Source organism: Hymenobacter sp., from assembly GCF_031398885.1.
Classification (GTDB): Bacteria; Bacteroidota; Bacteroidia; order Cytophagales; family Hymenobacteraceae; genus Hymenobacter.
The window spans coordinates 1-24,520 of sequence record NZ_JANNOD010000126.1; the positions used below are offsets into that span (position 1 = coordinate 1).

Annotated in this window: 13 protein-coding genes; 1 reads left to right on the forward strand and 12 read right to left on the reverse strand. The window is 65.9% G+C overall.

Annotation, left to right across the window (positions count from 1 at the left end):
- The first annotated feature begins 125 nt into the window (after positions 1-125).
- The gene (locus RMO51_RS21970) at positions 126-1,172 is read left to right on the forward strand and encodes an adenylate/guanylate cyclase domain-containing protein (protein ID WP_310398135.1); all 1,047 of its coding nucleotides are present in this window, start codon (positions 126-128) and stop codon (positions 1,170-1,172) included.
- A gap of 146 nt (positions 1,173-1,318) precedes the next feature.
- Here RMO51_RS21970 and RMO51_RS21975 read toward each other — a convergent pair whose 3' ends face one another.
- From RMO51_RS21975 to RMO51_RS22030, 12 genes are all read right to left on the reverse strand, one after another.
- Positions 1,319-4,627 (reverse strand): cyclic nucleotide-binding domain-containing protein, encoded by a 3,309-nt coding sequence (locus RMO51_RS21975; RefSeq protein WP_310398136.1) that lies wholly within the window; start codon positions 4,625-4,627, stop codon positions 1,319-1,321.
- A 173-nt stretch (positions 4,628-4,800) separates the two neighbouring features.
- Positions 4,801-6,228 (reverse strand): T9SS type A sorting domain-containing protein, encoded by a 1,428-nt coding sequence (locus RMO51_RS21980; RefSeq protein ID WP_310398137.1) that lies wholly within the window; start codon positions 6,226-6,228, stop codon positions 4,801-4,803.
- A 400-nt stretch (positions 6,229-6,628) separates the two neighbouring features.
- Positions 6,629-7,492, reverse strand: a complete 864-nt coding sequence (locus RMO51_RS21985) for a glycoside hydrolase family 16 protein (RefSeq protein WP_310398138.1) — start codon at positions 7,490-7,492, stop codon at positions 6,629-6,631.
- Positions 7,493-7,534: 42 nt separating this feature from the next.
- Positions 7,535-8,791: a PKD domain-containing protein gene (locus RMO51_RS21990; RefSeq protein ID WP_310398139.1), complete on the reverse strand. Its 1,257-nt coding sequence runs from the start codon at positions 8,789-8,791 to the stop codon at positions 7,535-7,537.
- Between the two features lie 46 nt (positions 8,792-8,837).
- The gene (locus RMO51_RS21995; protein WP_310398140.1) at positions 8,838-10,370 is read right to left on the reverse strand and encodes a RagB/SusD family nutrient uptake outer membrane protein; all 1,533 of its coding nucleotides are present in this window, start codon (positions 10,368-10,370) and stop codon (positions 8,838-8,840) included.
- Positions 10,371-10,391: 21 nt separating this feature from the next.
- The gene (locus tag RMO51_RS22000) at positions 10,392-13,538 is read right to left on the reverse strand and encodes a TonB-dependent receptor (RefSeq protein WP_310398141.1); all 3,147 of its coding nucleotides are present in this window, start codon (positions 13,536-13,538) and stop codon (positions 10,392-10,394) included.
- Between the two features lie 73 nt (positions 13,539-13,611).
- On the reverse strand, positions 13,612-16,032 hold the full coding sequence (locus tag RMO51_RS22005; RefSeq protein ID WP_310398142.1) for a glycoside hydrolase family 3 N-terminal domain-containing protein: 2,421 nt from the start codon (positions 16,030-16,032) through the stop codon (positions 13,612-13,614).
- A 451-nt stretch (positions 16,033-16,483) separates the two neighbouring features.
- On the reverse strand, positions 16,484-18,502 hold the full coding sequence (locus RMO51_RS22010) for a 7TM diverse intracellular signaling domain-containing protein (protein WP_310398143.1): 2,019 nt from the start codon (positions 18,500-18,502) through the stop codon (positions 16,484-16,486).
- Positions 18,503-18,686: 184 nt separating this feature from the next.
- Positions 18,687-21,260: a DUF5686 family protein gene (locus RMO51_RS22015; protein ID WP_310398144.1), complete on the reverse strand. Its 2,574-nt coding sequence runs from the start codon at positions 21,258-21,260 to the stop codon at positions 18,687-18,689.
- A 703-nt stretch (positions 21,261-21,963) separates the two neighbouring features.
- Positions 21,964-22,155, reverse strand: coding sequence for a hypothetical protein (locus RMO51_RS22020; RefSeq protein WP_310398145.1), 192 nt, complete (start codon positions 22,153-22,155; stop codon positions 21,964-21,966).
- 116 nt (positions 22,156-22,271) lie between these two features.
- Positions 22,272-23,081, reverse strand: coding sequence for an aquaporin (locus RMO51_RS22025; protein ID WP_310398146.1), 810 nt, complete (start codon positions 23,079-23,081; stop codon positions 22,272-22,274).
- A 95-nt stretch (positions 23,082-23,176) separates the two neighbouring features.
- Entirely contained in the window at positions 23,177-24,511 is a 1,335-nt protein-coding gene (locus tag RMO51_RS22030; RefSeq protein WP_310398147.1) for a family 1 glycosylhydrolase, read from the reverse strand.
- Between the last annotated feature and the right edge of the window lie 9 nt (positions 24,512-24,520).

The following is a 24,520-nucleotide window of genomic DNA, read 5'->3' on the forward strand; positions in this document are numbered from 1 at the left end:
CTTGCCGAAGCATCTCGCTCGCATCGTTGAACAATAGAGTTACCACCCCACGCGAGATGCTTCGGCAAGCGTACGCCAGATGAAGCATGACGTTCTTTTATTGGTTGATACCGACCAACAAGCTTATGAAAACAAAAATCCTGGTGGTCGACGACGAAACCGACCTGGAGCTGCTCATCAAGCAGAAGTTTCGGCGCAAAATCCGCGAGAGCACCTACGAGTTCGTCTTCGCCACCAACGGGCAGGAGGCACTGGAACGCATCTTGGAACACCCCGATACGGCCGTCATCCTCTCCGACATCAACATGCCGGTCATGGACGGCTTGACCCTGCTCACCCACACCCACGCCCAGCACCCGGCCATGAAAACGGTGATGGTGTCGGCCTACGGCGACCTCGGCAACCTGCGCACGGCCATGAACCGCGGCGCGTTCGACTTCGTGGTGAAGCCCGTCGATTTCACGGACCTGGAGCTGACCATTGAGAAAACCGCCGACCAGGTGCGCCAGCTCCACGACACGCTCCGGGCCATTCAGGAAAACAACATCCTGCGGATGTACGTCGACGAAACGGTGCTCAACTTCATGACCCGGCCCGACTTCGAGAACCGCCTGCTGGCCAGCGAAACCGTGGAGGTGACGGTGGTTTTTCTCGACATCTGCGGCTTCACGGCGCTGGCCGAAACGCTGCCCCCCACCGCCGTGGTGAGCCTGCTCAATACCTATTTCGACCTGGTGGTGAAGGAGATAATTGCCCAGGGCGGGCACGTCGACAAGTTCATGGGCGACGCCGTGATGGCCGTGTTCCGCGGCGAGCACCACCTCGACCGCGCCATCGACGCGGCGCTCTCGGCCCGCTCGGCCCTGCAGCAGAGCGACACCGCGCTGCCCGCCGGCTTTGAGTACCGCCCCGAGGTCAGCATCGGCGTGAACACGGGCGAAGTCGTGTCGGGCAACATCGGCTCGGCCTCGCTCAAGCGCCTGGACTACACCGTTATTGGCGACGTGGTAAACATGTCGCAGCGGCTGCAGTCGGCGGCCAAAGCCGGCCAGCTCATCATCAGCGAAGCCGTGTACCTGAAGGTGAAAGAGTCCTTCCAGTGCCGGTTCGTGAGCGAGGTGACGCTCAAGAACAAGGCCCAGCCCGTGAAAATCTACGAGGTGGTGGAGTAGGGCAAACGTTTAGTTGTTAGTTGCTAGTTGTCAGTTGTCAGTTGTTAGGGCGCAAAAAGCACGTCGTGCTTCATCTGGCGTCCGCTTGCCGAAGCAGGACGTGTTTTTTGCGCCCTGACAACTAACAACTGCCAACTAACAACTAGCTACCCCGCCAGCTCGCGCATCTTCTCGTTTTGCTGGCGGATGCGCTGGCACAGCATCCGCATGATGTTGCGCAGCACCTCGCCGCGCTCTTCCATCACGTCGTAAAAATCTTCCTGGTCGAGGCGAAAGGCCAGCCCCTGCCCCAGCGCCGCTGCCGAAGCGGAGCGGGGCTCGGCATCGAGCAAAGCCAACTCGCCGAAGAAGTCGCCGGGGCCGAAGGTGGCCAACTGCTGACTGCCGTTGAAGATGCCCACCTGGCCGTCATGCACGATGAAAAGCGAGGTACCGATGTCGCCCTTGGCAAAAATTGCGTCGCCGTCTTGGAAGGTTACCTCTTTCATGATGGGCACGATGCTGCTCAGCACGTTTTCGGGCGTGTGGGCAAACAAGGCGGTGCTCTTCAGCACCACCACGCGCTCCAGGGCAGACACGCGGGCTTCGGAATTGGCGGGTGAGTGGCTCATGATGGTCAAAGCAGAAGGCGAAACGGGAAGCGGCTGCCCCGCGTGGGCGGCCAGGGCGGCCGCGGCCACCTGCGCGCTTTCGGCCAGCAGCGCGGTGGCCGAGTGCAGGTAGGGCCGCAGCAGGGCGGCCGCGTCGGCCTCGGTGGGGCACCAGTGGCGCAGCGCCACGCTCAGCGTCCAGTCGGTGAAAGCCGCGGGGCCGCGCCGCAGCAGGAGCGCGGGCAGGGCTTCGGTGCGGGCCGCCGCCCCAACGCGGGGCGCGGCCACAACGGCTACGGCGCCGCCGCCGCCATCGGTGGCGGCCAGTCGCGCGGCGCGGCCCGGGCCGGCGGGGGCGGTGAGCACGGCAAAGAGCTGGGCTTTTTCGGCCACCGGCGCATCGTCGAGCAGGGCCTGCAGGCCTTGGTAAAGGGGGCGCGGTATCAGGTTGTCGAGGATTTCGAGGGCGTTGGCCTGGCGCTCGCGGGCGGCGTGGGCCACGTTGCGCTGCGCCGTGGCCACCAGGTCGCCGTCGTAAAGCTGGGCCAGCAGGCCGAACACGCGCTGGTGCAGCTGCGTCAGCTCGTAGTCCACGGCCGCGCGCAGGGCCGGGTCTTGGTCCGTTACGAGGCCGCCCAGCAAGTGGGCCGCCAGGCTGAATTCCTCGCGCAGCAGCGCTTCAAATACGGGCGCATCGGTGGGCACGGCCGCAAAGCGGCGCAGCGCCCGTAACGCCACCGCGCGCGAAAACAGGTCGGGGCCCTGGGCCAGCTCCACCAGCGCCGCGCGGCTGGCCGGGGTGTTGAGGCGCTCCAGCACGGTGGCCAGCCGGTGCGGGTGGCGGGCGCCGGTGGCGTTGCGCAGGGCGTCGCGCACCAACGGCACCACGGGCGGCCCCAGCGCCACGAGGCTGTCGGCCGCCGGCTGCCACCGCTGCTTGTCGCCGAGGGCCGGGAGCAAGTGGTGCGCCAGTCCGGGGTGGCCCAGCGTACCAATCGCCGCCAGCGCCGCCGCCGCTACCCCCGGCGCGCTGCTTTGCAGGCTGGCCTCAACCAGTTGGCTTTGCGCATCGGCCGTGAAGAAAGTCAGTAGCGCCAGCGCCGCGCGCTGGGCGGCGGGCGTCGGGTTGTGCACCAGCCCCTGAAGGCTGCGCCGCGCCGCGGCGTGGGCCGGCGCGGCGTCGAAGCAGCCGCGAATGGCGCCCTGCCGGGCCGCTGGGTCGGGGCCCGCCAGCAGCTCGGCTACTATCGGGGCTTCGGGATTGGCGGCGGCCAGCTGGTCGGCCGCGGCCTCGCGCACGGCGGGGGCGGGGTCGCGCAGGGCCAGGGCTTCCAGGGCGTCAGCGGGCAGGGGGCGGACGTCGGGCGTGGTGAGCAGGGCCAGGCGCACCCGCTCGTCGGCGTGCGCCAGCAGGCCGGGGGCGTGGCCGGCCAGGGCGGCGGGCTCGCGCTGGCGGAGCCAGGCCACGGCGTTTAGTACCTCCATGGGGCGGGCGCTGCGCAGGTGCGTCAGCACCACTTGCCGGGCGGCGTCGGGCAGGGCCAGTTCGGCCGTTTCGGCGAAGCGGCGGCCCAGGCCGTCCTTGAGCTCGGCGAGGTAGCTGAGGTAGGTGCGCCGCAGAAACAGCAGCGCCAGCACCAGCAGCGCGCCCATCCAGGCAAAGGGCCGCCAGCTTTCGAGCTGGTTGGCGGCGCCCAACGCGAAGAACAGCAGCCCGGTCAGGCCCATGCCCAGCGGCTCGTAGAAGCCCTTGGCCAGCGTGTGGGCGGCCAGCCGCTGCGGGGGCGCCAGGGGCTGAAACAGCACGAGAAACACGGGGTCGAACACGGTGCGGCGCAGCACTTCCAGCAGCAGGTAGAGGCCGCAGAAGTAGGCCAGCAGCCCGGTGGCCGTGTAGCCGCCCGCCAGGTGCAGTGCGCCGTAGCCCGCCAGCCCCGCCAGCGCCACCACCGGCAGCAGCCGCAGGCTCCACTGCACGCCGTAGCGCTCCAGCGCCTGCCGGCTCACCAGCAGTTTGAAGAACATGGCGGCCAGGTAAGTCAGGCCCAGTATCCAGCCCACCGACTGGGTGATGTCGGCCGAGTCGTGAAACTTCTGCTTCACGTTGATAAAAAACATGTACTCCACGCCCGTGAGCACCGCCGCGATGGCCACCAGGCTCAGGCACATGGCCAGCACCAGCTCGCTGCCCCCAAACAGCCGCCGGGCCAGGCCGGCTGGTTCGGTTGCCGGGCGCCGCGCCGGCCGCGCGGCCGCTTCCACCACGTGGGTGCCCAGCGTGGCGCGCAGCGTGAACAAGGCCCCCAGATAAGCCAGAAACGACACGCCCAGCAGCACCGGCAGTTGGGCATCGCCGTGGATGAGGGCCGCCAGCAGGGCGCCCAGGGCCTTGGCCGGCATGTCGCCCGAGCTGATGATGCTGAACAGCCGCTTGCTCTGCCGCACGTCGAACACCACCGCCGACACGCCCCAGAACTCCAGGTTGGTGAGCAGGTAGATGACCCGGTAGCCCGCCATGATGGCCACGGCCGCCGCCACCGAATGGCCCACGGCCACCAGCACGCCCAGCACGCCGGTGAGCACCACCACGGCCAGCAGCACCCGCACGGCCAGCTTCTTCAGCAGCAGGTGGTGCTCGAAATGGGTGTAGACCTTGCCCGCGGCCATCATGGCCCCGGCGCCGGCGATGTAGCCCAGCGGCAGGCTGTGCTCGGGGTCGTGTTCGAGCAGCAGCACGTTGGCCGCCACGTACACCAGCACCGAGCCGATGCCGAGCAGGAAATTGTGCAGCAAAAACAGCCCCACGGTGCGGGCTTCGCTGGCTTTGATGCCGAACAGGCGTTGCAGGGAGGTGGCCGAAATCATGCGGAAAAGCGCCGGCACCACCGGGCACGGCTCCTGCCAAAGATACGGGGGCTGCGCGTCCGAGTGAAATATCGGCCCCGCGCCGGGCCCGGGCCTGGCAGTGCCGGCTGGTTCAAACAAAAAAGCCCCCGGCGAGTCCGCCGGGGGCCTTGCTGGCGGGTTGGGTCCGCGCCCTATTTTACGCTCAGCGGGCGGGTGAGGGCGGCGCCGTTCACGGTGAGGCGGCAGGTGTAGAGGCCCGGGGCCAACTGCGCGGCGCTGAGCGCGGCCGAGTGCTGCCCGGCCGGCCGCGGCTCATCGGTGATAACCTGCGCCACGCGGCGGCCCAGGTTATCAAATACGGCTAGGCTCACCACGGCGGCCTTGTCCAGGCGGAAGGGCAACTGGGTGAGGCCCGAGGTGGGGTTGGGGAACGCGGGCGCGAACGCGGCACCGGTCGTTTGCACGGTGCGGGTGGCCGTGGGCACGAAACCCACCAGGCTCGGGCCGGTCCAGTCGTCGAGGTACACGCGGCGGCGAACCAAGGTGTTGGGCGCCACCAGCAGCACAATTTCGTTCAGCCCGGTATTCGGCGTCGCGCTGGGGGCGTTCACAAAGCTGAAGGACAGCGTCTCCCAGGCGTTGGTGGCCGTGGTGGTGGCGGTGTATTCGGAGTTGCGGCCGGCGGGGTAGTTGGTGGGCCCGGCCACGGTGGAGTCTTGCAGCGAAATCTGGAACAGAATGCCCGGCGCCGGGCTAAACACCCGCAGGGTCATGCGCAAGGTGTTGGTGCGGAAGGGCGTCACGTCGGCCAGGGCCGCGCCGCGGGGGTGCACCACCAGCGCGTCAAACTGGTTGGTGGAGCGGGTGTAGCGGGCCACCCGGGTGCTGTTGGCCGCCGCGCCAGCGGCCGGGCTCAGGGTGTCGGCGTTCAGGCCCCCCGACGACTTGTAGGCAATGTACTTGATGGCGCGGGTACCCTGGAAATTGTCGTAGAGCTGGCTCACGGCCGCGCCCGCGGTGGGCCCGGCCAGCAGCTCCGGCCCCGTGATGTCGTCGAAGTAGTAGGTGGCGCCGTTATTGGTGTTCGGGGCCACCAGAAACACCATCTGGTCCACGTCGGTGGGCAGCACCGCGGGGTCGAAGTTGCCGGCGCTACCCGCGGCGTAGGTGAAAGTCAGCGTTTCCCAGGCGTTGGCCACGGTGGTGGTGGCGCTAAAATCGCCGCCAAATTTGCCGTTTGGGTACATGTTGGTGTTCGCCTTGGTGCTGTTCTGCAGCACGGCCTGTACCACCACGCCCGCCGCCGGACTCCGAAACTTGATGGAAATGCGCTTGGTGCCCGCCACGTACGCCGACACGTCGGCCATGCGGCCCGTAATCGGCTTCACGCCGACGATGGCGAACTGCGCCGCCGCACTCCGCGTGTAGAGCGCGCAGGTGCTGCTGCCGTTCACGGCGTTGGCGCCGGGGTTGGGCGCGTTTTGGGTGAAGGTGCCTTCGGCCACCGGGTACGCCACCAGGCGCGTCGTCTCGAAGTTGTCGTACAGCGTTTGGGCCACGGCCGAAGTGGCGCCGGTCAGCACGGCCGCCAAGCACAGCAAGGGGGTAAAAATCTTCATGCGAGTTGAGGAAAAAAGTGAAAGAAACGGCTGCGGTCAGGTCGCCGCGAGGGTTTATTCTTCAGCAGGAAATAAAAGGGCACCCAGCGCACCACCAAGTAGTCGTCTAAAAGCAGACGAGTTGTTAGTCAGACGTTTATTAAGAAGCCAACAACTAATGCCGGACAACTTATTGGCCGGGAAAATGCGCCGCGTCCGCGTCCGGCCGGCCAACGGGGGGGCAGCGCCGGGCTCCCACGGGCCAAGCGCCGCCACCGCCCTATCCGGTCGGCCTACTTGTTCCCACCAAAATGCCAACCGGAATAATGGGCGCCCCCGCGGCTGCGGAGGCGGGCAAGCGTGTGCGATTAGGTGGCTGGCCGCGCCGGGCCAAATGCCTCGCGCGGCCAGCCGCCGCAACCTATTTGTATTGCAGGTGGCGCACGTAGTCCACCTGCATCTGCCGCGGAAACACGGTGCTCGCGTCGGGGTTGCCGTCGAAGTCGCCGCCCACGGCCACGTTCAGAATCACGAAAAACGGGTTGTTGAACGGATAAGCATTGGAGCCGACGTCGGCCTTAGTGAAAGTAAAGTACTGCACCCCATCGAGGAAGAAGCGAATTTGGTCCTCGCTGCGCACCGCCGAGTAAATGTGAAAATCATCGGACAAGTCGTTGGGCTGCACCGCGGTGGTGCCCTTTAGCACACGGGTGGTGCTGCCGAAGTGCATGGTGGAGAGCAGCTCCTTGGGCCGGCTGCCCTTCAGCTCCATGATGTCGATTTCGCCGCACCGGGGCCACTTGTTCTGGTCAATGTCGGCCCCGAGCATCCAGATGGCCGGCCACACGCCCTTGCCCTTGGGCACCTTGGCGCGCACGTCGGTGCGCCCAAACACAAAGCTTTGCTTGCCCTTGGTAAGGATGCGGCCCGAGGTGTAGGCGTTGCTGCCCGATTGCTGCTGGCGGGCCTGAATGGTGAGGTTGCCGCCGGCCAGGAACACGTTTTCGTTCGAGTTGGTGTAGGCTTGCAGCTCGTTGTTGCCCCAGCCGCCACCGCCCAGGTCGTAGCCCCACTTGGCCTGGTCGAGGGCGCCGCCGTCGAATTCGTCGCTCCACACCACCGTGTTGTAGTCGGCGTAGTTGCGGGCTTCCGAGTTCGGGGCCGGGGCCGCCGGCGGGGGCGTGGGCGGGGGCGTGAATTTGTCCGATTTCTCGGTGCAGGCCGCCAGGCTCAGGGCCAGCAGCCAGCCGGCGGGTTGCCGGAGCTTAGCCAGAAAAAATAGCATGGTATAAATGAGGAAGTGGTGAATAGAGCAAAAACAGACGGTTTATTTGGCCACCAACTTGAAGGTGAAAACCGTGCCCCCGGCCGAGCCGCTGCCCGCGCGCAACGTCATTTTCTGGGCGTCGATGGACAAAATCCGGTACACGCGCTCGGTGGGCGAGGCGTCGGTGGTGCCGATGAACGCGCCGGCCCGCGACAGGGTGAATTGCGCCAGCCCAGTGCCCACGGCGGGGCCCAGCACCAGCGGCGAGGTGCCCGACTGCGGCGCCTGGCAGCTGAAGCCATTGGCGGAGAAGGTTTCGGCCTTGGCATCGTAGGTGTACACGTTGGCCGCCGAGAACGTGTACTCGTCGTCGGACTGGCAGGCGGGCAGCGCGCCGGCCGCCACGCCCCCGAAATAGGTGGAGGGGGAGGCTTCGGTGCCGACCACAATGGGGGCCGCCACGGTGTTGTCGAGTACCCAGGTTTTGGAGGTGCCGCCGGTGAGCAGCAGCCGGATGGGGGCCGTGGCGTCGTAGGGCGCATACGTGATGGTGGTGCGGGTGCCGTCGGCGTTGGTGCCGCGCAGGCGCAGGCGGGTGTCGGTGGCTTCCAGGATGTCGTAGGTTTTGTTGGCCACCGAGTCGGTCAGCCCCACGAAGGCGCCCTTGGTCTGGAGCACAATCTGCGGGTTGCCGCCGGCATTGGGCCGGAAGGTGTAGGTGCCCGCGTAGCTGCGCGAGGCGCCGCAGGCGGTGCCCTGGAAGGTTTCGCCGGCGCTCTCGTAGTTGATGGTGAAGCCGTTGCTGAACGTGAACTGGTCGTTGAGCTGGCAGGCGGGCAGGGTGTCCGAGGCCGAGATGCGTACGCCGGCGGCCGTTTCGCGCACAATGGCCTCGGGCTCGCCCGAAAACGCCCACACCCGGGTGCCGCTGCCGGCGCAGTCCACCAGCTTGCTGAAGGCCGCGTTGGCGCAGGCATCGCCAACGGTGACGTTTTGCTTGGCGGGGAGGCTCGTGCCGCCGCGGCCGGCCGATATCAACGACACCTCGTAGGTGCCGCCCCGGGTATAGGCGTGCGTGACCTGGTCGCCGGAGGCGCGGGAGTTGTCGCCGAAGTCCCACTGGTACAAAAAGCCGTCCTGGCTGGTGCTGGTGAAAGAAACCGCGGCGGGAAACTCGGTGGTGTTGGCCTGAAAAGTGAAGCTGGACTGCGGCACCGGACCCTCCAGCTTGCTGTCGTCGCCTTCCTTTTTGCAGGAGGCCAGCAGCAGGGTGCCGGCCAGTAGCGCCCAAACGGCGCCCTTGCGAATATTGTTCATGTCAAATTAAGCTGAAGTCGTGGGTGGGAAGTGGCGGGGGCCGGGCCTAGTAGCCGTCGTTCTGCGTCAGGCCGGGGTTGGCGTCGAGCTCCGATTGCGGAATGGGCAGCACCAGGTTTCTGTCGGTAGGCACGCCGCGTTGGATGCCCAGCGTGCGCAGGTAGGCCGACTGCTGCGCCATGCGCGAAACCAGCCGGCCCGTCCGCTTCAGGTCGAACCAGCGGTCAAACTCGAAGGCCAGCTCGTAGAGCCGCTCCCGCAGCACGGCGTCGGTGAAGTTGGGCGTGCTGGCCGTCAGGTCGCGGGCCGAGGGGGCGTCGATGGGCAGCCCGAAGGCCCGGCGCCGCACCTTGTTGATGGCTTCCAGGCCCCCATCGGGCCCGCCGGTGGGCCCGACGGCCTCGGCCAGAATCAGGTACACGTCGGCCAGGCGCAGCACCGGAATGTTGAGGGGCGAGTCCCAGATGTTGGTGTTCACCTTGCCCACAAACCACTTCTTGCAGTTGTAGCCAAACGGCGAGCCGGGGGCCTGCCCGAGCTGCGCGGGCACCGAGCTTTCGGCCGGATACGCGTCGCCGGGCACCCAGATGGTCACGGCCTTGCGCGTGTCGCCGGCTTCATAGCCGGCCACGAAGTCCGGCTCCGGGATGTTGAAGCCGTAGCCGCCCCCGGCGGGGGTTGTGCCCGAGCCGCGGGGCGCAAAAAACTCGTTGCCGCTGAAGCCCACGTTGTTGCGGTCGTAGCCGTTGCGGCCGCTCACGTACTGCACTTCAAAGAGCGACTCCTTGCCGTTCTCATTCTCGACCTTGAAGTTGTCGCCGTAGTTGGCCCACAGGCTTTTGCCCGAGTTTTTGATTACTTCCAGGGCCCACTTGGCGGCGTCCGGCTTATTGCCTTCGGTGAGGTACACCTTGGCCAACAGGCCCGCGGCGGCCCACTTGGTGGCCCGGCCCAGGTCGGCGCCGCTGTAGGAGGGCTCCAGGTTGCCGAAGGCATCGGTCAGGTCCTGCTCGATTTGCTTGTACACCTCGGCCGCGGCCGTCCGCGGGATGTTGACCGCCGCTGCGTTGGCGGGCGGCGTCGTGAATAAGGGCACGTCGCCGTAGGCCCGCACGAGGTCGAAGTAGTATTTGGCGCGCAGGAACTGCGCCTCGCCCAGGCAGCGCTTCTTAATGGCGGGGTTCATGGCCGCGATGTCCGGCACTTTTTGCAGCACCAGGTTGGCCCGCTGCAGGCCAATGAAGCACCCGCTCCAAAGGCGGTTCGCCACGGTGTTGGTCGTCGGAATGTTGTAGTCGTCGAGCTGGGTGTACTCGATGCCGTCGCTACCGCCGCCGCCGCCCGTGGTCGACACGTCGGCCATGATGTCCATGCCCCACAGCGCGAGGTTGTACTGGCCTTCCTTGGTAAGTTCGCTGTAGGAGGCCGTTACGGCCTGAATGGCGTCGTTTTCGGTTTTGTAAAAGTTGACGTCGGTTATCTGGTCGGTGGGGGCTTCTTCCAGAAATTTCTCCCCGCAGCCGGTGAGCAGGCCCAGCGTTAGCAGCAGCGCCCCGCAGGTGTATTTTGAGATGGTCATGATGGGTGGGAATTAAAAAAGTTAGAACCCGATGTTGAGGCCGCCCAGGAACACGCGCGTCTGGGGGTACACGCCCAGGTCGATGCCACTGGCGCTTACTTCCGGGTCGAAGCCGGTGTAGCGGGTCAGGGTGGCCAGGTTTTGGGCCGTCACGTAGAAGCGCACCTGCGAGGCCGCGATGCGGCCCAGGATGCTCTGCGGCAGGGTGTAGCCCAGGGTCAGGTTCTTGAGGCGCGCGAAGGAGCCATCCTCCACGAAGTGGCTGGACACGCGCAGGTTGGTGTTCGGGTCGCCGTCGATGGCGCGGGGCACGTCGTTGCTGGTGCCGGGGCCGGTCCAGCGGTCCAGCACGCGGGTGGTGCCGTTGTTGGCCCCGTACAGGGCACTTTCCGTGATGAAGCGGTTGATGTTGTACACGTCGTTGCCCTGCACGCCCTGAATGAAGAAGCTCAGGTCGAAGCCCTTGTAGCTGAGGTTGTTGGTGATGCCATATGTGAAATCCGGGTTGGGATTGCCAATGAACGTCCGGTCGCCAGCCGTGATGACGCCGTCGCCGTTCAGGTCCTTGAAGCGGATGTCGCCGGGCGCGGTGCCGGTTTCCTGCTTGGGGGCCGCGGCTACTTCATCGGCCGTCTGGAACAGGCCTTCCTTTACAAAGCCATAAAACGAGCCAAAGGCCTGGTTCACGTCGTAGCGCACCACGGCGCTGTTGCTCAGGTAATTGGGGCCATTGTAGGGCGCCCCCAGGCCCAGCGACTCCAGGCGGGTTTTGTACGCCGAGGCGTTCAGGGTCGTGGTCCAAATCAACCCATCCCCGGCTCCCTGCACGTTGCGCGAGGTGAAGGAGAAATCGATGCCCCGGTTGTAGGCCGAGGCCGCGTTGGCGTTGACGGACTCGTACGTGCCCGACACCAGCGACGGCGGAATGGGCGCAATCAGGTTGGGCGAGCTGCGGTTGTACAGGTCCAGGCTGGCTTCGAAGCGGTTGTCGAGGAAGCCGACGTCCACGCCCAGGTTGGTTTGGTTGTTGTTTTCCCAGCGCAGGTCGGCGTTGGGCAAGCGGATGGGGGCGCCGCCCGTGTTGATGGTGCCGTCCGGCCCCAGCGGGTAGATGGCCCCAAAATTGATGGTGTAAAGGTTGGCGAAGCGACCGGCGTTGTTCGGGTTGCCCACCCGGCCGTAGCCCGCGCGCAGCTTCAGGCTGCTGATGGTGGAGTTGTCCTTCAAAAACTCCTCGTCCGAAATGCGCCAGCCCGCCGACACGCCGGGGAAGAAGCCGAATTTTTCGCCGGGCGGAAACACCGACGAGCCGTCGTAGCGGGCCACCGCCGAGAACAGGTACTTACCGGCAAACTCGTAGTTGAGGCGGCCAAAGTAGCTGGCCAGCCGCTGGGGGTCGTTGATGGTGCCGCCGTTGGTGAGCTGGGTGTTGATGGGCCCGGCGTTGATGACCGTCAGGTCGTTGCGCACGTAGCCCTGGCGGTTGGCCACCACGTTGCTGAAGTTGAATTCCTGGGCCGACTGGCCGAGCAGCACGGTCACCTGGTGCTTGTCGGCAAACAGGTGGTCGTAGGTCGCCGTGTTTTCAATCAGGTAGGTGGGTGCGTAGCTGGCCGTGGCTTCGGCGCTGGCCGTGGAGTAGCGCTGGGTGAAGCCGGGCAGCTCGGGTCCCTTCGGCGTGAACCGGTTGAAGTTGTCAAAGATGAAGTCAACCCCCACGTTGGTGCGCAGGCGCAGCCCCTTCACCGGCTCCAGCTCGGCGAAGAAGGTGGTCAGGGCCCGGTTGCGCACAAACTTCTGGTCGTTTATCAGCGCGCTGGCCAGCGGGTTCTCCTCGATGAAGTTGTCGGTGGGCGAGCTGGGCTGGTACCAGAAGCCGTCGGGCCGGTAGGGCCGCACGGTGGCCGGAATGCGCAGCATCTGCTGCACCGTGCCGTACTCCGTGTTGCCCCGGGTGCCGTCGGCATTGATGCCGCCGTTGCTCGTCACCTGCCGGTCCTCCAGGTGGGTTAGCTGGATGTTGTTGCCCAGCTTGAGCATTCTGCCAACTTGCACGTCGCCGTTGGCGCGCAGCGTAAACCGCTCAAAATTGGAGCCGACGATGATGCCATCCTGCTGAAAGTAGGTGCCCGACACGGCGTAGCGGGCCTTGTCGCTGCCGCCCGTGGCCGACAGGGAGTAGTTCTGAATCTGGGCCCGCCGGAACACCAGGTCCTGCCAGTCGGTGCCCTCGCCCAGCACCGCCGGGTTGCGCAGCGTGTCCACCACTATCGGGAGGCCCTTCGCCAGGCGGTTCTCGTTGTTGATGACCGCGTACTCCCGCGCGTTGAGCATGTTCAGCCGCCGCGCCACGTTCTGCACGCCGCGGTAGGCGTCGAGGTTGATATTCGTCTTGCCCGCCTTGCCCCGCTTGGTGGTGATGAGCACGACGCCGTTGGCCGCCCGCACCCCGTAAATGGCCGTGGCCGAGGCATCCTTGAGAATGTCAATCGTCTCGATGTCGTTCGGGCTGATGGCGTTAAGTTGATTGTCGCCGCCCTCGGGCAGCGGGAAGCCGTCCACTACGTACAGCGGGTTGTTGTTGCCGGCCGACGTGATGCCGCGCACCCGCACCGAGGTGCCCGCCGCGCCCCCGGGCGCGCCGCCGTTCGAGGTAATGGTGACGCCGGCCACCTTGCCCTGGATGGCCTGGCTGAGGTCGGCCACGGGCTGGCGCGCAATTTCCGGCGCGCCCACCGACGAGATGGCGCCCGTTACGCTGCCGCGCTGCTGGGTGCCGTAGCCCACCACCACCACTTCGTTCAGCTTCTGCTCGTCCACGGCCAGCGTGATGTTGATGACGCCGGTCGTGCCCACCGCCGTCTCCTGGGTGCGGTAGCCGATGTAGCTGAACACGAGGGTGGCGTTTTCCGGGGCGTTCAGAGTAAAGCTGCCGTCGGTGTTGGTCGAGGTGCCCAGCGTAGTGCCTTTAACCAGCACCGTTACGCCGGGCAGGCCGGCGCCGTCGGGGCCGGTCACCCGCCCGCTCACGGGTACGTCGGCCGCGGGCCGAGCCAGCGGCCGGGCTACGGCCGCCGCTGGGGCGCTGTGCGCCAGCGCCGGTGCTGCGCAGGCCAGCAGCACGGCTGCGCGGCGCAAGAGCGCAATCAAGTAACTGTTTCGCTTCATAGTGGGAGTTTTGAAGAGGTTGAAAAGACGCAGAAAGTCAAGAATGTCAAGCGGGAGCCGCCGCGGCCGCCGGCTATTTGGGGGTAGTTTTTTCGGCCGCGGTCGCGTCCGTCCGGGAAGGGTTGGGGGCCGCCGGTACGAAACCCGTGGTGCCCGCCGGGGCCGTGGTGGCGCGGGCGCTGGGCCCGCCCACGTAGCGGAACCGCGCCGACTGGGTGCCCACGCGCAGGGTATACCAGCCGTCTTCCAGCTGCGGGCGGCCCTGGCCGTCGGGGTAGCTCAGGTCGCGAAGCGGGTCGATGCTGAAGTTCAGCTCCCGGGTTTGGCCGGCGGCAAAGAGCTGTTTTTCAAAGTGCTTGAGCAGGCGCACCGGCCGGGCCACGCGGGCCACCTCGTCGGTCAGGAACCAGAGCACGGCCTCCTGGCCGGCGCGGGGGCCGGTGTTGGCCACCCGCACCGTGGCCCGCAGCCGCGCGGCCGGGCCGGTCAGCACGGTGTCGCTCAGCGCCAGGCCCGTGTAAGCGTAAGTGGTGTAGCTCAGGCCCTGGCCAAACTCCGTCAGCATGGAGCTTCTGTACTTCGGCCCGCGCTGCTCAAAGCCGGCGCCGAAGTCGCTCAGTTCTAGATTGTTTTCGTTGTTGTCGTGGTGGTAGTTCGAAATGTGCCCGGCGAACTGCGGGTAGGTGAAGGGCAGTTTTCCGCTCGGGTTGGTTTTGCCGCTGATGATTTCAGCCAGGGCGGGGCCGCCGCCGTAGCCCGGCAGCCCCGCCCAGATAATGGCCGACGTGCCCGCCGCCACGTCCCGAATGATGCTGGGCCGCCCGCCGATGAGCAGCAGCACCGTGGGCTTGCCGCTGGCCTGCGCCGCGCGGGCCAGCTGCTGCTGGTCGTTGGGCAGGGTCAGGTCCGAGGTGTTGCCCAGGCCTTCGGTGTAGGGCCGCTCGCCCAGGGCCAGCACCACGGCATCGGCCTGCTTGGCTGCCGCTGAAATCTGGGCCAGCAGCAATTTGCCCTTGGCGTCGCGGTAGGGCAGGGTTTCCACGCGGGCGCCCGGGTACTCCGTGCGCAGGGCCTCCACCAGCGTGGGCACGTCTTTGGGATAGGCTTTTTCGGGGCGGCCCTGCCAGGCCAGGGTCCAGCCGCCGCACAGGTTAGCCCGGCTCTCGGCCGAAGGCCCGATGACGAGCAGGCGTTTCACGCGGGCCGGCGCCAGGGGCAACACATTCCTTTCGTTTTTGAGCAGCACCACGGCCTCGCGCGCTGCGGCCACGGCCTGGGCGCGCAGGGCCGGGTCGCCCACGCGGCCCAGCCGGTCGGCGCGCGGCATGGGGTTCTCAAACAGCCCGATGTCGTCCTTTAACTGTAATACCCGGCCGGCCGAGAGGTCGACGCGGGCCGGCGTGAGGCGGCCTTCCTGCACCAACTCCTTCACGTAGCGGCAAAAAGCGGTGGTGTAGGGCGTCATGGCCATGTCCACGCCCGCGTCGATGGCCATCCAGGTGGCTTCCTTCTCATTGGCCGCCACTTTCTGGACGCGCACCAGCCGGATAATGTCCTCCCAATCAGTCACGGCCACGCCCTTAAAGCCCATCTGGCGGCGCAGCAGGTCGGTGAGAATGGCCTTCGACGCGTGCACCGGCTCGCCGTTGATTTCCCCCGAATTAATCATGATGGTTTTCAGACCGGCATCGATAGCGGCCTGAAACGGGGGGCGGAAAAACTCCTGCAGCCGCTGGTCGGGAATGAGGGCGTTGGTGCGGTCCCACCCGTTGCGCGGGTCGGAATAGCCCAGGAAGTGCTTGCCGCTGCCCGCCACTTTGTAGGGCGCAATTTCCGTGTTGGTTTGCAGCTCCCGCACGTAAGCGGCCCCTAAGACGCTGGCCACCAACGGGTCTTCGCCGTAGGTTTCGTAGAAGCGGGGCCAGTAGGCGTTCACGCCCAGGTCCAGCACCGGCGCAAACACCCAGTGGTGGCCCAGGTCGGCCGACTCCAGCACCGTGGCGCGGGCCGTTTGGCGGGCCAGCTCGGGGTTGAAGCTGGCGCCGAGGTTGATGTTGTGCGGAAAAATGGCAGTGCCGCTCACGTAGCTGGCCCCGTGCATGTGGTCGACGCCGTAAATGACGGGGATGCGCAGCCGCGACTCGCGCAGGGCGATGCGCTGCAGCGCCGCCGAATAGCGCACCCACTGGGCCGCTGGCACGGCCTCGCCGTTGATGAAGGAGCCAATGTGAAAATCCCGGACCAAGGCGGTGGCCTTGGCCGAATCCAGCACCACGTCTTTTTGCACTCCGGTGGTGTTTATCACCGAAATGTTGAGCTGCGTCATCTGCCCGATTTTCTCTTCCAGGGTCATCTGCGCCAGCAGTTGCTGCACGCGCGGGCTGAACGAGGGAGCAGGTTGCTCGGCCGCCGGGGTCGATGCCAGCGGCGCCACGGTCGCGGCGGGCACGGCACCCCGCTGGCAGGCGGCCACGAACGGCAGCGCCAGCAACACCGCGCGCCCAGCCGAAGTCCTGACGAGCGCTGCTAACAGCGGACGGAATTTAATCGCGGAAAAGACGACGACGGGGAAGCAAAACACAGACATCGTACAAGTGGTGGTGCCCAAATGTAGGAGTGAGTGTTTTGCAAATGCAACCACGAATAGGCCCTGAAAGGCACCTATTGGCCTTTTTCCGACCTGAGTTAGCTCGGCACTATACGCTTGCTACACACGCGTAAATTCATCTTTCTGGCTTGGGGTTGTAGCCGTGAGGTTTCCCCGGCTTTGACCTTCGAGCTAAAAAACAACAAAAAAAAGTTGCCGTATCCTAAAAAAAAAGAGCAGGAATCAAGTCAGTCCAAATACTACCCCCGCGCATTGGTCAACAGGGCTAAAAAAGCCGAAATTTCGGGCAGTGTTTTATTGCAATCGTTGCCGGAAAAAACAGGTGGCATATTCTGGATTAGGACGGCTCAATCTCAGCTAATTCGGCTTCCACCGTAGCGTCTAGCAGCACGTGGGTCCACGGCTCGCCGTCTTCGTGGTCGGGGGCCAGCCGGCGGCGCTGCAGGGCGGCGAGCACCTTTTGGGCGAAGGCCCAGCTGGTGGCCGGCCGCAGGTCCAGCACCCGCGCCAGTTCCGAGGGGGAGTAGTTGCCCCGGTGCGCGTGCAGCAGGAACACCGCGTACAGCGCCTTGACGATGCTGAATTTGCATTTTTGCAACAACGTGCCGGCCGTGGCCGACTCTACGTAGCGGCAGCGGGTGCAGCGCCGGGCGTGGGGCTCGCGGGCCTCGCAGCTTTTTTCGTGGCCGCATTTGCGGCAGCGGTAGCCGTCGTGGGCCCATTTCAGGTCGGCCAGGTAGCGAAGGCAGGCGTCCTTGTCGGGGTAGATTTGGCTGAATTCGCCAAAGTCTACTTCCCGGGCTTCGATGCGGGCCGCTTTCTCGGCGTGCAGGTCGCGGCTAAGTTCGCCGTTGAGTTTCTCGATGGCGGCCGACTGCAGCGCCAGCAAGCCGTTGGCTTCGAGCAGTTCCCGGTTTTGAGTGGCCACGGTTTCGTTCTGGCGGCGCAGCTCGCCGGTGCGCTGGGCCACCAGGGCCTCCAGTTCGGTGTTCAGCTGGTCCTTGAGGTGCTGGTTCTCGCGCATCTGCTCCACGAGGCGGTCCTGGGCCTGGTGCTTTTTGCGCAGTTGCTTGAGCAGGCGGTGCTGGGTGAGCAAGGTCGTGTCCATCATGCCTTTAATCTTCTCGCCCAGCGCGTAGCTCAGGATGACGACTTCCAGCACAAAGGCCACGTTGAGGCTGTACACGGTGTAGGCGTTGCTGTAGAAGTTGATGCCCAGCTTGCGCATGATGAGGAAGGTGAGGCTGGTGGCCACCAAAGCCTGGGCCAGCAGCAGGTAGCGGGCCGGCCGCAAGCCGCTGCGGAACGCCTGCCAGCCCACGTAGTACAGCATGCCGTAGGGCAGCAGGTACAGCCAGAAGCTGAAGCCTGAGTGCACCACGGCCGCGTCGAGCAGCAGCAGGCCCGTGCTGCCCAGCACCACCCCGCGCCCCAGCCGGTGCAGCGCCGGCAAGCGCGAGCCGGTGTCGAGAAAGCTGCTGGCGTAGGCGGCGAACGTGAGCAGCAGCAGCACCGGCGCCACGGCCCCGATGAAGTGGTTCAGGTCCGGCCCGTGGGGCCAAAAGTACTGGAAGCCCAGGCCGTCTTCCGACAAAAAAAGCAGGGCGCCGCTCAGCACGTACAGCACGTAGTACAAGTAGGTCCGCTCCTTTAGGAAGAAGAACAGAATCAGGTTGTAGAGCACCATGATGGCCAGGACGCCATAAAAGCACCCCAGCAGCCAGTATTGCAGCGACAGCTCCGGGATGAGGCCCGCGCCGCTGTGCAGCATGGCCCGGAAGCTGGTGCGGGTGTCGGAGCGCAGGCGGAGATAGTAGGTTGCGGTTTGGCCGGGCCGGGGCGGCAGGTCGAAGAGAAAGTTTTTGTAGGGGTGCGGGCGCGTGGCGAAAGGTTGGCGGGCGCCGGTGGCCACGCTGTCGTAGGCCGTGGCTGCCCCGCCCGGCACCGGCCGGAAAAACACCGCGCTGCCAATGTGGGAGTCGTACAGCTCCAGGTACCACGCGGCCGTTTCGGTGGGGGCGTGGCGCACCGTGAGGCGCAGCCAGTAGGTGCTGCGCGGGTGCTGGATGTTGGGCGGGTGGCCCGAGCCCCGCAGCTGCTGAAAGCGGCGGCCCCACGCCGGTCCCCGCACATCGGCCAGCGTGAGCCGGTCCGTGGGGTCTTCCAGCACGCTGTAGTAGTTTTCCTCCAGGTAGAGCTCCGGCCGGGCGGGGGCCATGACCAAGGTGTCTTCGGGGTGGGCCGCGGCCTGCAGGCTGCCCGGCAGCGCCCACGCCAGCAGCGCGGCGCGCCAGGCACATCGCAGCAGGCGGGCCCAACGGCGGGCGCGTGCCGCCAAAAGTAGAGGGTTCGGCATAGCGAAGCTAATTTACAAAAAGCTGGCTGGCCCCCGGCCGGTTAGCCCTGGCCAGGTAGCCGGCGACTAGCAAAACCGGGCCACCCGGGCCGCCAGTAAGCCGCGGCTGAGCCGGCTGACCGGGGCCGGATGGCTGCCGTTACCCGTTTACGTCGAACCGGGCAAGTCGGCCGTTCCCGGCCGCTCACAGGCGGAGCTGGGCGCTGAACTTGACGCCGAAGTTGCGGTGCCGGGGCGTGTTGGGGCCACTCTCCGCCGGCTGGTCGCGGTAAGTGACGCGGTGCAGGAAGTCGACCCGGATGAATTTGAAGATGTTCTCAACGCCGTAGCCGGCTTCCACGTACGGCTGCTGGTCGAGCGTGGGGATGGGGGGCAGCTCGTTGCCCTGCATGTCGCGGCGCGGCTGGTCCACGTTGGCCGCCGACAGGCTGCCGTAGAGCAGGTTGGCCGTGGCCACCAGGCGCCAGTTCAGCGCCCGAATGCCGGGAATGCTGTTCAGCAACAGCCCTTCGAAATGCTGGTCGAGCCGCAGCGACACCGAGCGGTCGGTCACGAACTCGAAGTAATTCATCAGGTTGAACGCGTTGGCGTTGTAGAACGGCGTCTGGTTGCCGAGCGGCGTTTTGAGGACGAGGTAGGGCACCGCGGTCGGAATCAGGCTGCCTTCCATCCGGTAGCCCAGGCGGCCCAACTGCCCCAAGGACACGCTGTGCGTGACGAGCAGGTTGAACTTCTGGTAGGGGGGCGGGTCGTTGCGTTCGCGCACGTTGCGAAACCCCACCGTGTAGCGGAACGTGAACACCGGCAGCCGCTTGAGCCCGATGGACTTGCGGCGGTTTTCGGTTTGCACCAGGTTTTCATCGGGCGCAAAACGCGACTCCAGCACCACTTCCGAGAGCGTAATGTTGCGGCCAATGGGAGCGGTAGGGCTGCGGTCGGACGTGCGGAAATAGGCAAAATCGTGTTGCGGCGTGATGTCCTGGTGGCGCAGGGTCACGGTTTGGGTGAAGCCGTGAAACAGGTCGCGCTGCATACTCACGGCGTATAGATTGCGCAGAATGGGGCGGCCCTGGATGAAGCGGCCAAACCGCGAGGCGGCCAGAAACAAGTTGTTGTCCGGCAGAAAGTCGTTGTCGAGCAGGGCCACTTGCTCCACGTCGTGCCGGTACTCGGCCCCGAACACCGTCCAGTGCCGCCGCTCGGCAATGTAGCTGCTGCGCAGGCCGTACTTGAGGCGCCCGTCCTGGGTGCCGTAGGCCAGGTAGCCCTGGGTGAGCCAGTCGCGGCTGATGTCGGGCGTGGTGCGGAAGCCGAAGCGCAGGCGGCTGCCCTCGTAGTCGTTGCGGGCGTAGCTGCTCAGAATGGGGCCGATGTCCCAGCGCCCCACCCGCTTGTAGCCATTCACGAACAAGTCGACCCAGTCGAGCACGTTGCGCACCGAAGGCAAGGCCTTGGCCGAGTCGAGCACGGCAAACGTCTGCTGCTCCGACAGCGTGAGCGTGTCGGGCCGGTGCTGGTCGAAGTACCCGTCGCCGGGCGGCGGCCCGCCGGGCACGCGGCGGCCGGCGTCCCCTTCCGCGGCTTCCATCAGCGTCGACACCACGGGCTGGTCGTAAAAGCCGCTCTCCTCGTGGAGCTTGTTCCGCACAAAATTGCTGCTCACCGTGGTGAAGCGCACCAGCATGGCGGCCTGCTTCTCGTAGGGCCGCACGCCCAGCACCAGCCGGGTGCGGGCCGGCAGGCCGGGCCCCTCGGTGGGCGAGGTCATGTCCTGGTAAATGCGCAGGTCGCTCACGAAGTTGAGGTTGGCGTCGGGGCTGGCCACCAGGTCGGCGCGGCGCAGGGCGTAGCCCTCGGCGGTAATCCAAATGGTGCCCTTGAAGGCCAGGTCGTGGGGCCGTTTGGGGGCCACCGCAATGCGGTAGCACCAGTCCCGGCCCACCATCACCGAGTCCTGCAGGGTGTAGTCGTACGTCAGGCGGCCGCCTTCGGCGATGGGCGAGGTAAAGTCCTTGCCCAGCACGTTCAGCCAGTTGGGGTAGAAATCAAAATTCTGGAAGTTCGAGCCCAGCATTTGCGAGAGCACCGAGCCCTCGCGCGGGCCCACGCCGCGCATTTGCCGGTGCAGCAGGTCTTCGCGGCGGCGCAGGGGGGCAAATTTCTGGTACACCCGGGAGCCCACCTCCGAAGCGAAAATGGGCAGCGGCGCGTCGGCATCGGCGGCGGCGGCGGCGCCCTGGCGCACGGCCAGGGCTCGGATGTCCTTAATGACCTTGCGCTTGGCCAGGTTGGCGGGCAGCTGGGTCAGGCTGGTTTCGATGCGGTTGTACGAGTCGAACTCGGCGGCTCGCAGGGCGTTGCGCCCGTTCTCGGGCTTGTGCTTCTGCACCTCGCGCAGAATGCGAAAGGCGGGGTTCTCGGGCTGGCGCGACAGCACCACCACTTCGGCCAGGGCCACGCCGCCGGCCCGGAGCCGGAACAGCACCGTTTGTACGGCGGCATCGGTGAGCTTGCGCCGCTGGGTGGCAAAGCCCATGGCCGACGCCGCGAGGGAATCGGCGGGGCCCGGCACGGCCAGTCGGAACTTGCCCTCGGCGTCGGCGGTGGCGCCCGTGCCGGTGTTGGGAATAAAAACCGAGGCGAACGGTACCGGCTCGCCGTTGGTAGCTTCCACTACCTGGCCACTCACTACGATACGCTGGGCTGCGGCCGGCAGCACCCACAGGCACGCCAAGAGCAACGAAGCAAGAAACCTCATAGAGATGGAAGAAACGGCCAAAGGGTAGAATTGTGGAATGTGGAAGCCACGCAATTTACGCAAAGCACCACACGCTCCCAACTAGTTCCGCCCCAAATTGTAGAAACTTAAGCTGAAGCAGGGTGCCCGGCGAAAAAAGCAAGTGCCGCAAGCCGGCCCAACGTAGAATTGCCAGCAGCCAGCAAACGCGCCCTGATTGCCAGCCATTAGCCGTGCGGCGGTGGCCAAGCCACTGCCGGGCCCGCCGGAGCCGCTTCACAAAGGCGGGGCGTTTACTTTTCATCAGGCCTTACGCAAACCGCCAGAGCGGTTTCGGCGCCAGGGCACGCGTTTTTGCAGCGACGCAGACACGCATCTTCACTGCGAGCACCAACTTGAAAACTGTTCAAGAAGCTAGTTGAGTTATTTTTTGGTGGCATGAGAACGATGTAGAGACGCCAGGATGCGGCTCTACATCGACCAGCGGCTAATTCAAACAGCTTCTGAGAACAGTAGATGCCCCGACCGCCAGTGAAGATGGGCCGGGTCGACCTGCGACTCCGGCCCGCCAGACGCTGGCGCCGGGCGGCATCGAAACAAAGGAGGTGGAGCCAAAATCGAGCAGCAGGCCGTGTTCGATGGTACCGGGGCGGGTTATCGCCCCACGGCCGCCCCGTAACGGAGCCGAAGGCTAGGGCAGCCAACGACTGGGCCGCCGCCTGGGTTAGCTGCCGGGGGCCGGCTGCACGCTTTCCCATTTCAGGGCGTCGATGATTTCCTGTTTGCGGTGGGCCAGCAGGTGCAGCTCCCTCAGGCGCGCGGCGGCCCGGCGCCAGCCGGCCAGATAGCCCAGCGCCAGGCCCGGCAATAAGCCCAGCAGCAGGAGCGGAACTTCTGATTTGGCCAGGTGGAGCATTGTCCAAAATTACCGGCCGCGGATGCGCAAGGAGTAGCCGACAGGTTATTAATTCTTCAACTTGGTGTGACGCACCGGTGGGGCCGCCGTTGGTTGCTGGCCGATACTGGCCAGTCTCACGCCTTCGGGTTTGGGTCGGGGTAATGAGGCGGAGTGGTGCCGCCGAAGGAAACCGGCCCCGGGCCGGGCCGCAGCGCGCGGGCCAGCGGGTGGCCGCGGCGCCATTTCCAGCCCACCACGGCCAGCCAGGCCGCCAGGGGCGGGGCGGTCCAGTACACCCACAGGCCCCGAAACTCGCCGGCCAGCAGCGCCGTGCCCAGCGAGCGGGCCGGGTTGAGGCTCATGCCCGAGAGCGGGGCCTCCAGAGTGATGTAAACAGCCAGCAGCGCCGCCACCAGCGCGCCCGTGGCTTTCTGCAGAGCAGGCGAGTGCAGCGCGACCAAGAGCACCAGCATCAGCCCCCCGGTGATGACGAATTCGGCGCCCCAGGCCAGGGCGGTGCCGCCGGGCTCGGGCTTGGGTTGGGTGAGCAGGTGGTGAATGGCGGGGTGGGCCAGCCAGCGGCCCACGGCCAGGTGCAGCAGCGCGGCCCCCGCAGCAGCGCCGGCTACTTGCGCCAGCAGGTAAGCCCCGGCATCGGCGCCGCTGATGCGGCCCAGCTGCCAGAAGCCGAGCGTGACGGCCGGGTTGAAATGCGCGCCCGAGCGCTGGCCCCAGGGGTTGTAAGCCAGGGCGCTTATCACCCCGGCCACCAGCAGGCCCACGGCCGCGCGGTGCGCCAGCGGGTGGGCGGGCAGGGCCCGCGCCACTGGCGAAGCGGGGTGCGTGGCCAGCAGCGTGGCCAGCCCGCTGCCCACCACGAAGCAGGCCAGGCTCACCCCTTCGGTCAGGTAGTAGGGCCAGTGCTGGCGCGCGCGCGGGAGCAAGGGGAACGCAGAAGGCATCAGAATTCACGAGGCCCGCGTGGAGGCAGGCCGCCAAAGGCCAAACGGTGGATGGCGGCCGTGGTTGAGTCGTTCCCCTATACCTCCACCTTCAGCGTGGCGGGGGCCGTGGTCACCTCAAACAACTCGCCGTGGGGCACGATGGTAATCTGGCCGTACTCCTGGAGCAGCATTCTGTAAGCGTCGGCCACGGGGCGGGGCTTGCGGTCGAGGTCGTAGAGGCCACAGGGGTTCACGGTGCCCACCTTGCGCTCCAGGCCAATGTTCCAGTCCACCTGGTCGATGAGCGAATACCAGGTGAAGCCCAGCACGGGCACGCCTTCCTTGCGCATGCGCAGCACGTTCACCCACTGCTTCCAGAGCCAGGTGGGGGCATCCCCAACTTCGAGCACGTTGGTTTCGGTGTGCATCACCGGCTTCTTGTAGCGCTGGTAGTAGTCGTGGGTGATGTTGTACCAGCCCAGCACGTCCATACTGGTCACAATTTCGCCGTTCGGCAGCATGATTTTCTCGTTGCGGCCGTAGTAGTCGTTGCCCATAATCTGGTAGCCGGGCGGCTCGCCGGCCATGAACCAGTCGTACTCGCGGCGGGTCAGCCCGTTGTCGTATAAGTAGTTCAGCACCTCGCCCTCGGGGTGGTGGGCGTAGAGCAAGTCGAGGGAAGTGAAGCGCAGCAGGTTCTCCAGCTGCACGGCCGGGGTGCGCTCGGCGCGCAGCTCGTGGGTGAACTCGGCCGACTCGCTCTGCACAATCACGCAGTCGGGCCGCTGCTTGGCAATCTGCTGGGTGCCCATGATGCTGGCCGCCACCAGGTGCTTGAGCGCCGTCACGAAGGCGTGGTCCGACTTGAGCTGCTCGTTCCAGATGCCGTCCTTGGCGCTCATCTTGGCCGTCACGTAAATCTCGTTCACCGGCGTGTAAAACCGCACCCAGGGGTAGCGCTTGGCCACCGCCCCGCAGTAGGCCGCAAAGTGCACCGGCAGCTCGGGGTTCTGGCAGTTGCCCAGCCAGTCGGGCACCCCGAAATGCATCAGGTCCAGGATGGGCGTGATGCCCAGGCGCTGCATCTCGGCCAGGGCCAGGTCGGCAAATTCCCAGTCGTACTTATTGGGCCCGCGCTGAATGCGGTAGTACGGCAGGCCGTAGCGCAGCACCTTGAGCCCCAATTCCTTCACCAGGCCCAGGTCCTCCTGGTAGCGGTTGTAGTGGTCGCACTCGGCCAGCAGGTCGCGGCGGGTCCGGCCATTATCAATGGTGGGGTAGCTGCACTCGATGCCCGTGGCGAACATGAAGTTGTTGGGCAAGCCCGTGGGTAGGCCGTTGCCGTTGTGGCCGGTAGCACCCCCAAATTGGTCGCCCTCGTAGTTGCCGTCGCCGAAATGGGCCTTGATTTCTGTGAGAAAGGACTTCATGGTGTAGTT

What these genes read in the sequence shown, in the direction of transcription:
- RMO51_RS21970 (WP_310398135.1), top strand. Translation starts at nt 126, where the DNA reads ATGAAAACAAAAATCCTGGTGGTCGACGACGAAACCGACCTGGAGCTG.
- RMO51_RS21975 (WP_310398136.1), bottom strand. Translation starts at nt 4,627, where the DNA reads ATGATTTCGGCCACCTCCCTGCAACGCCTGTTCGGCATCAAAGCCAGC.
- RMO51_RS21980 (WP_310398137.1), bottom strand. Translation starts at nt 6,228, where the DNA reads ATGAAGATTTTTACCCCCTTGCTGTGCTTGGCGGCCGTGCTGACCGGC.
- RMO51_RS21985 (WP_310398138.1), bottom strand. Translation starts at nt 7,492, where the DNA reads ATGCTATTTTTTCTGGCTAAGCTCCGGCAACCCGCCGGCTGGCTGCTG.
- RMO51_RS21990 (WP_310398139.1), bottom strand. Translation starts at nt 8,791, where the DNA reads ATGAACAATATTCGCAAGGGCGCCGTTTGGGCGCTACTGGCCGGCACC.
- RMO51_RS21995 (WP_310398140.1), bottom strand. Translation starts at nt 10,370, where the DNA reads ATGACCATCTCAAAATACACCTGCGGGGCGCTGCTGCTAACGCTGGGC.
- RMO51_RS22000 (WP_310398141.1), bottom strand. Translation starts at nt 13,538, where the DNA reads ATGAAGCGAAACAGTTACTTGATTGCGCTCTTGCGCCGCGCAGCCGTG.
- RMO51_RS22010 (WP_310398143.1), bottom strand. Translation starts at nt 18,502, where the DNA reads ATGCCGAACCCTCTACTTTTGGCGGCACGCGCCCGCCGTTGGGCCCGC.
- RMO51_RS22015 (WP_310398144.1), bottom strand. Translation starts at nt 21,260, where the DNA reads ATGAGGTTTCTTGCTTCGTTGCTCTTGGCGTGCCTGTGGGTGCTGCCG.
- RMO51_RS22020 (WP_310398145.1), bottom strand. Translation starts at nt 22,155, where the DNA reads ATGCTCCACCTGGCCAAATCAGAAGTTCCGCTCCTGCTGCTGGGCTTA.
- RMO51_RS22030 (WP_310398147.1), bottom strand. Translation starts at nt 24,511, where the DNA reads ATGAAGTCCTTTCTCACAGAAATCAAGGCCCATTTCGGCGACGGCAAC.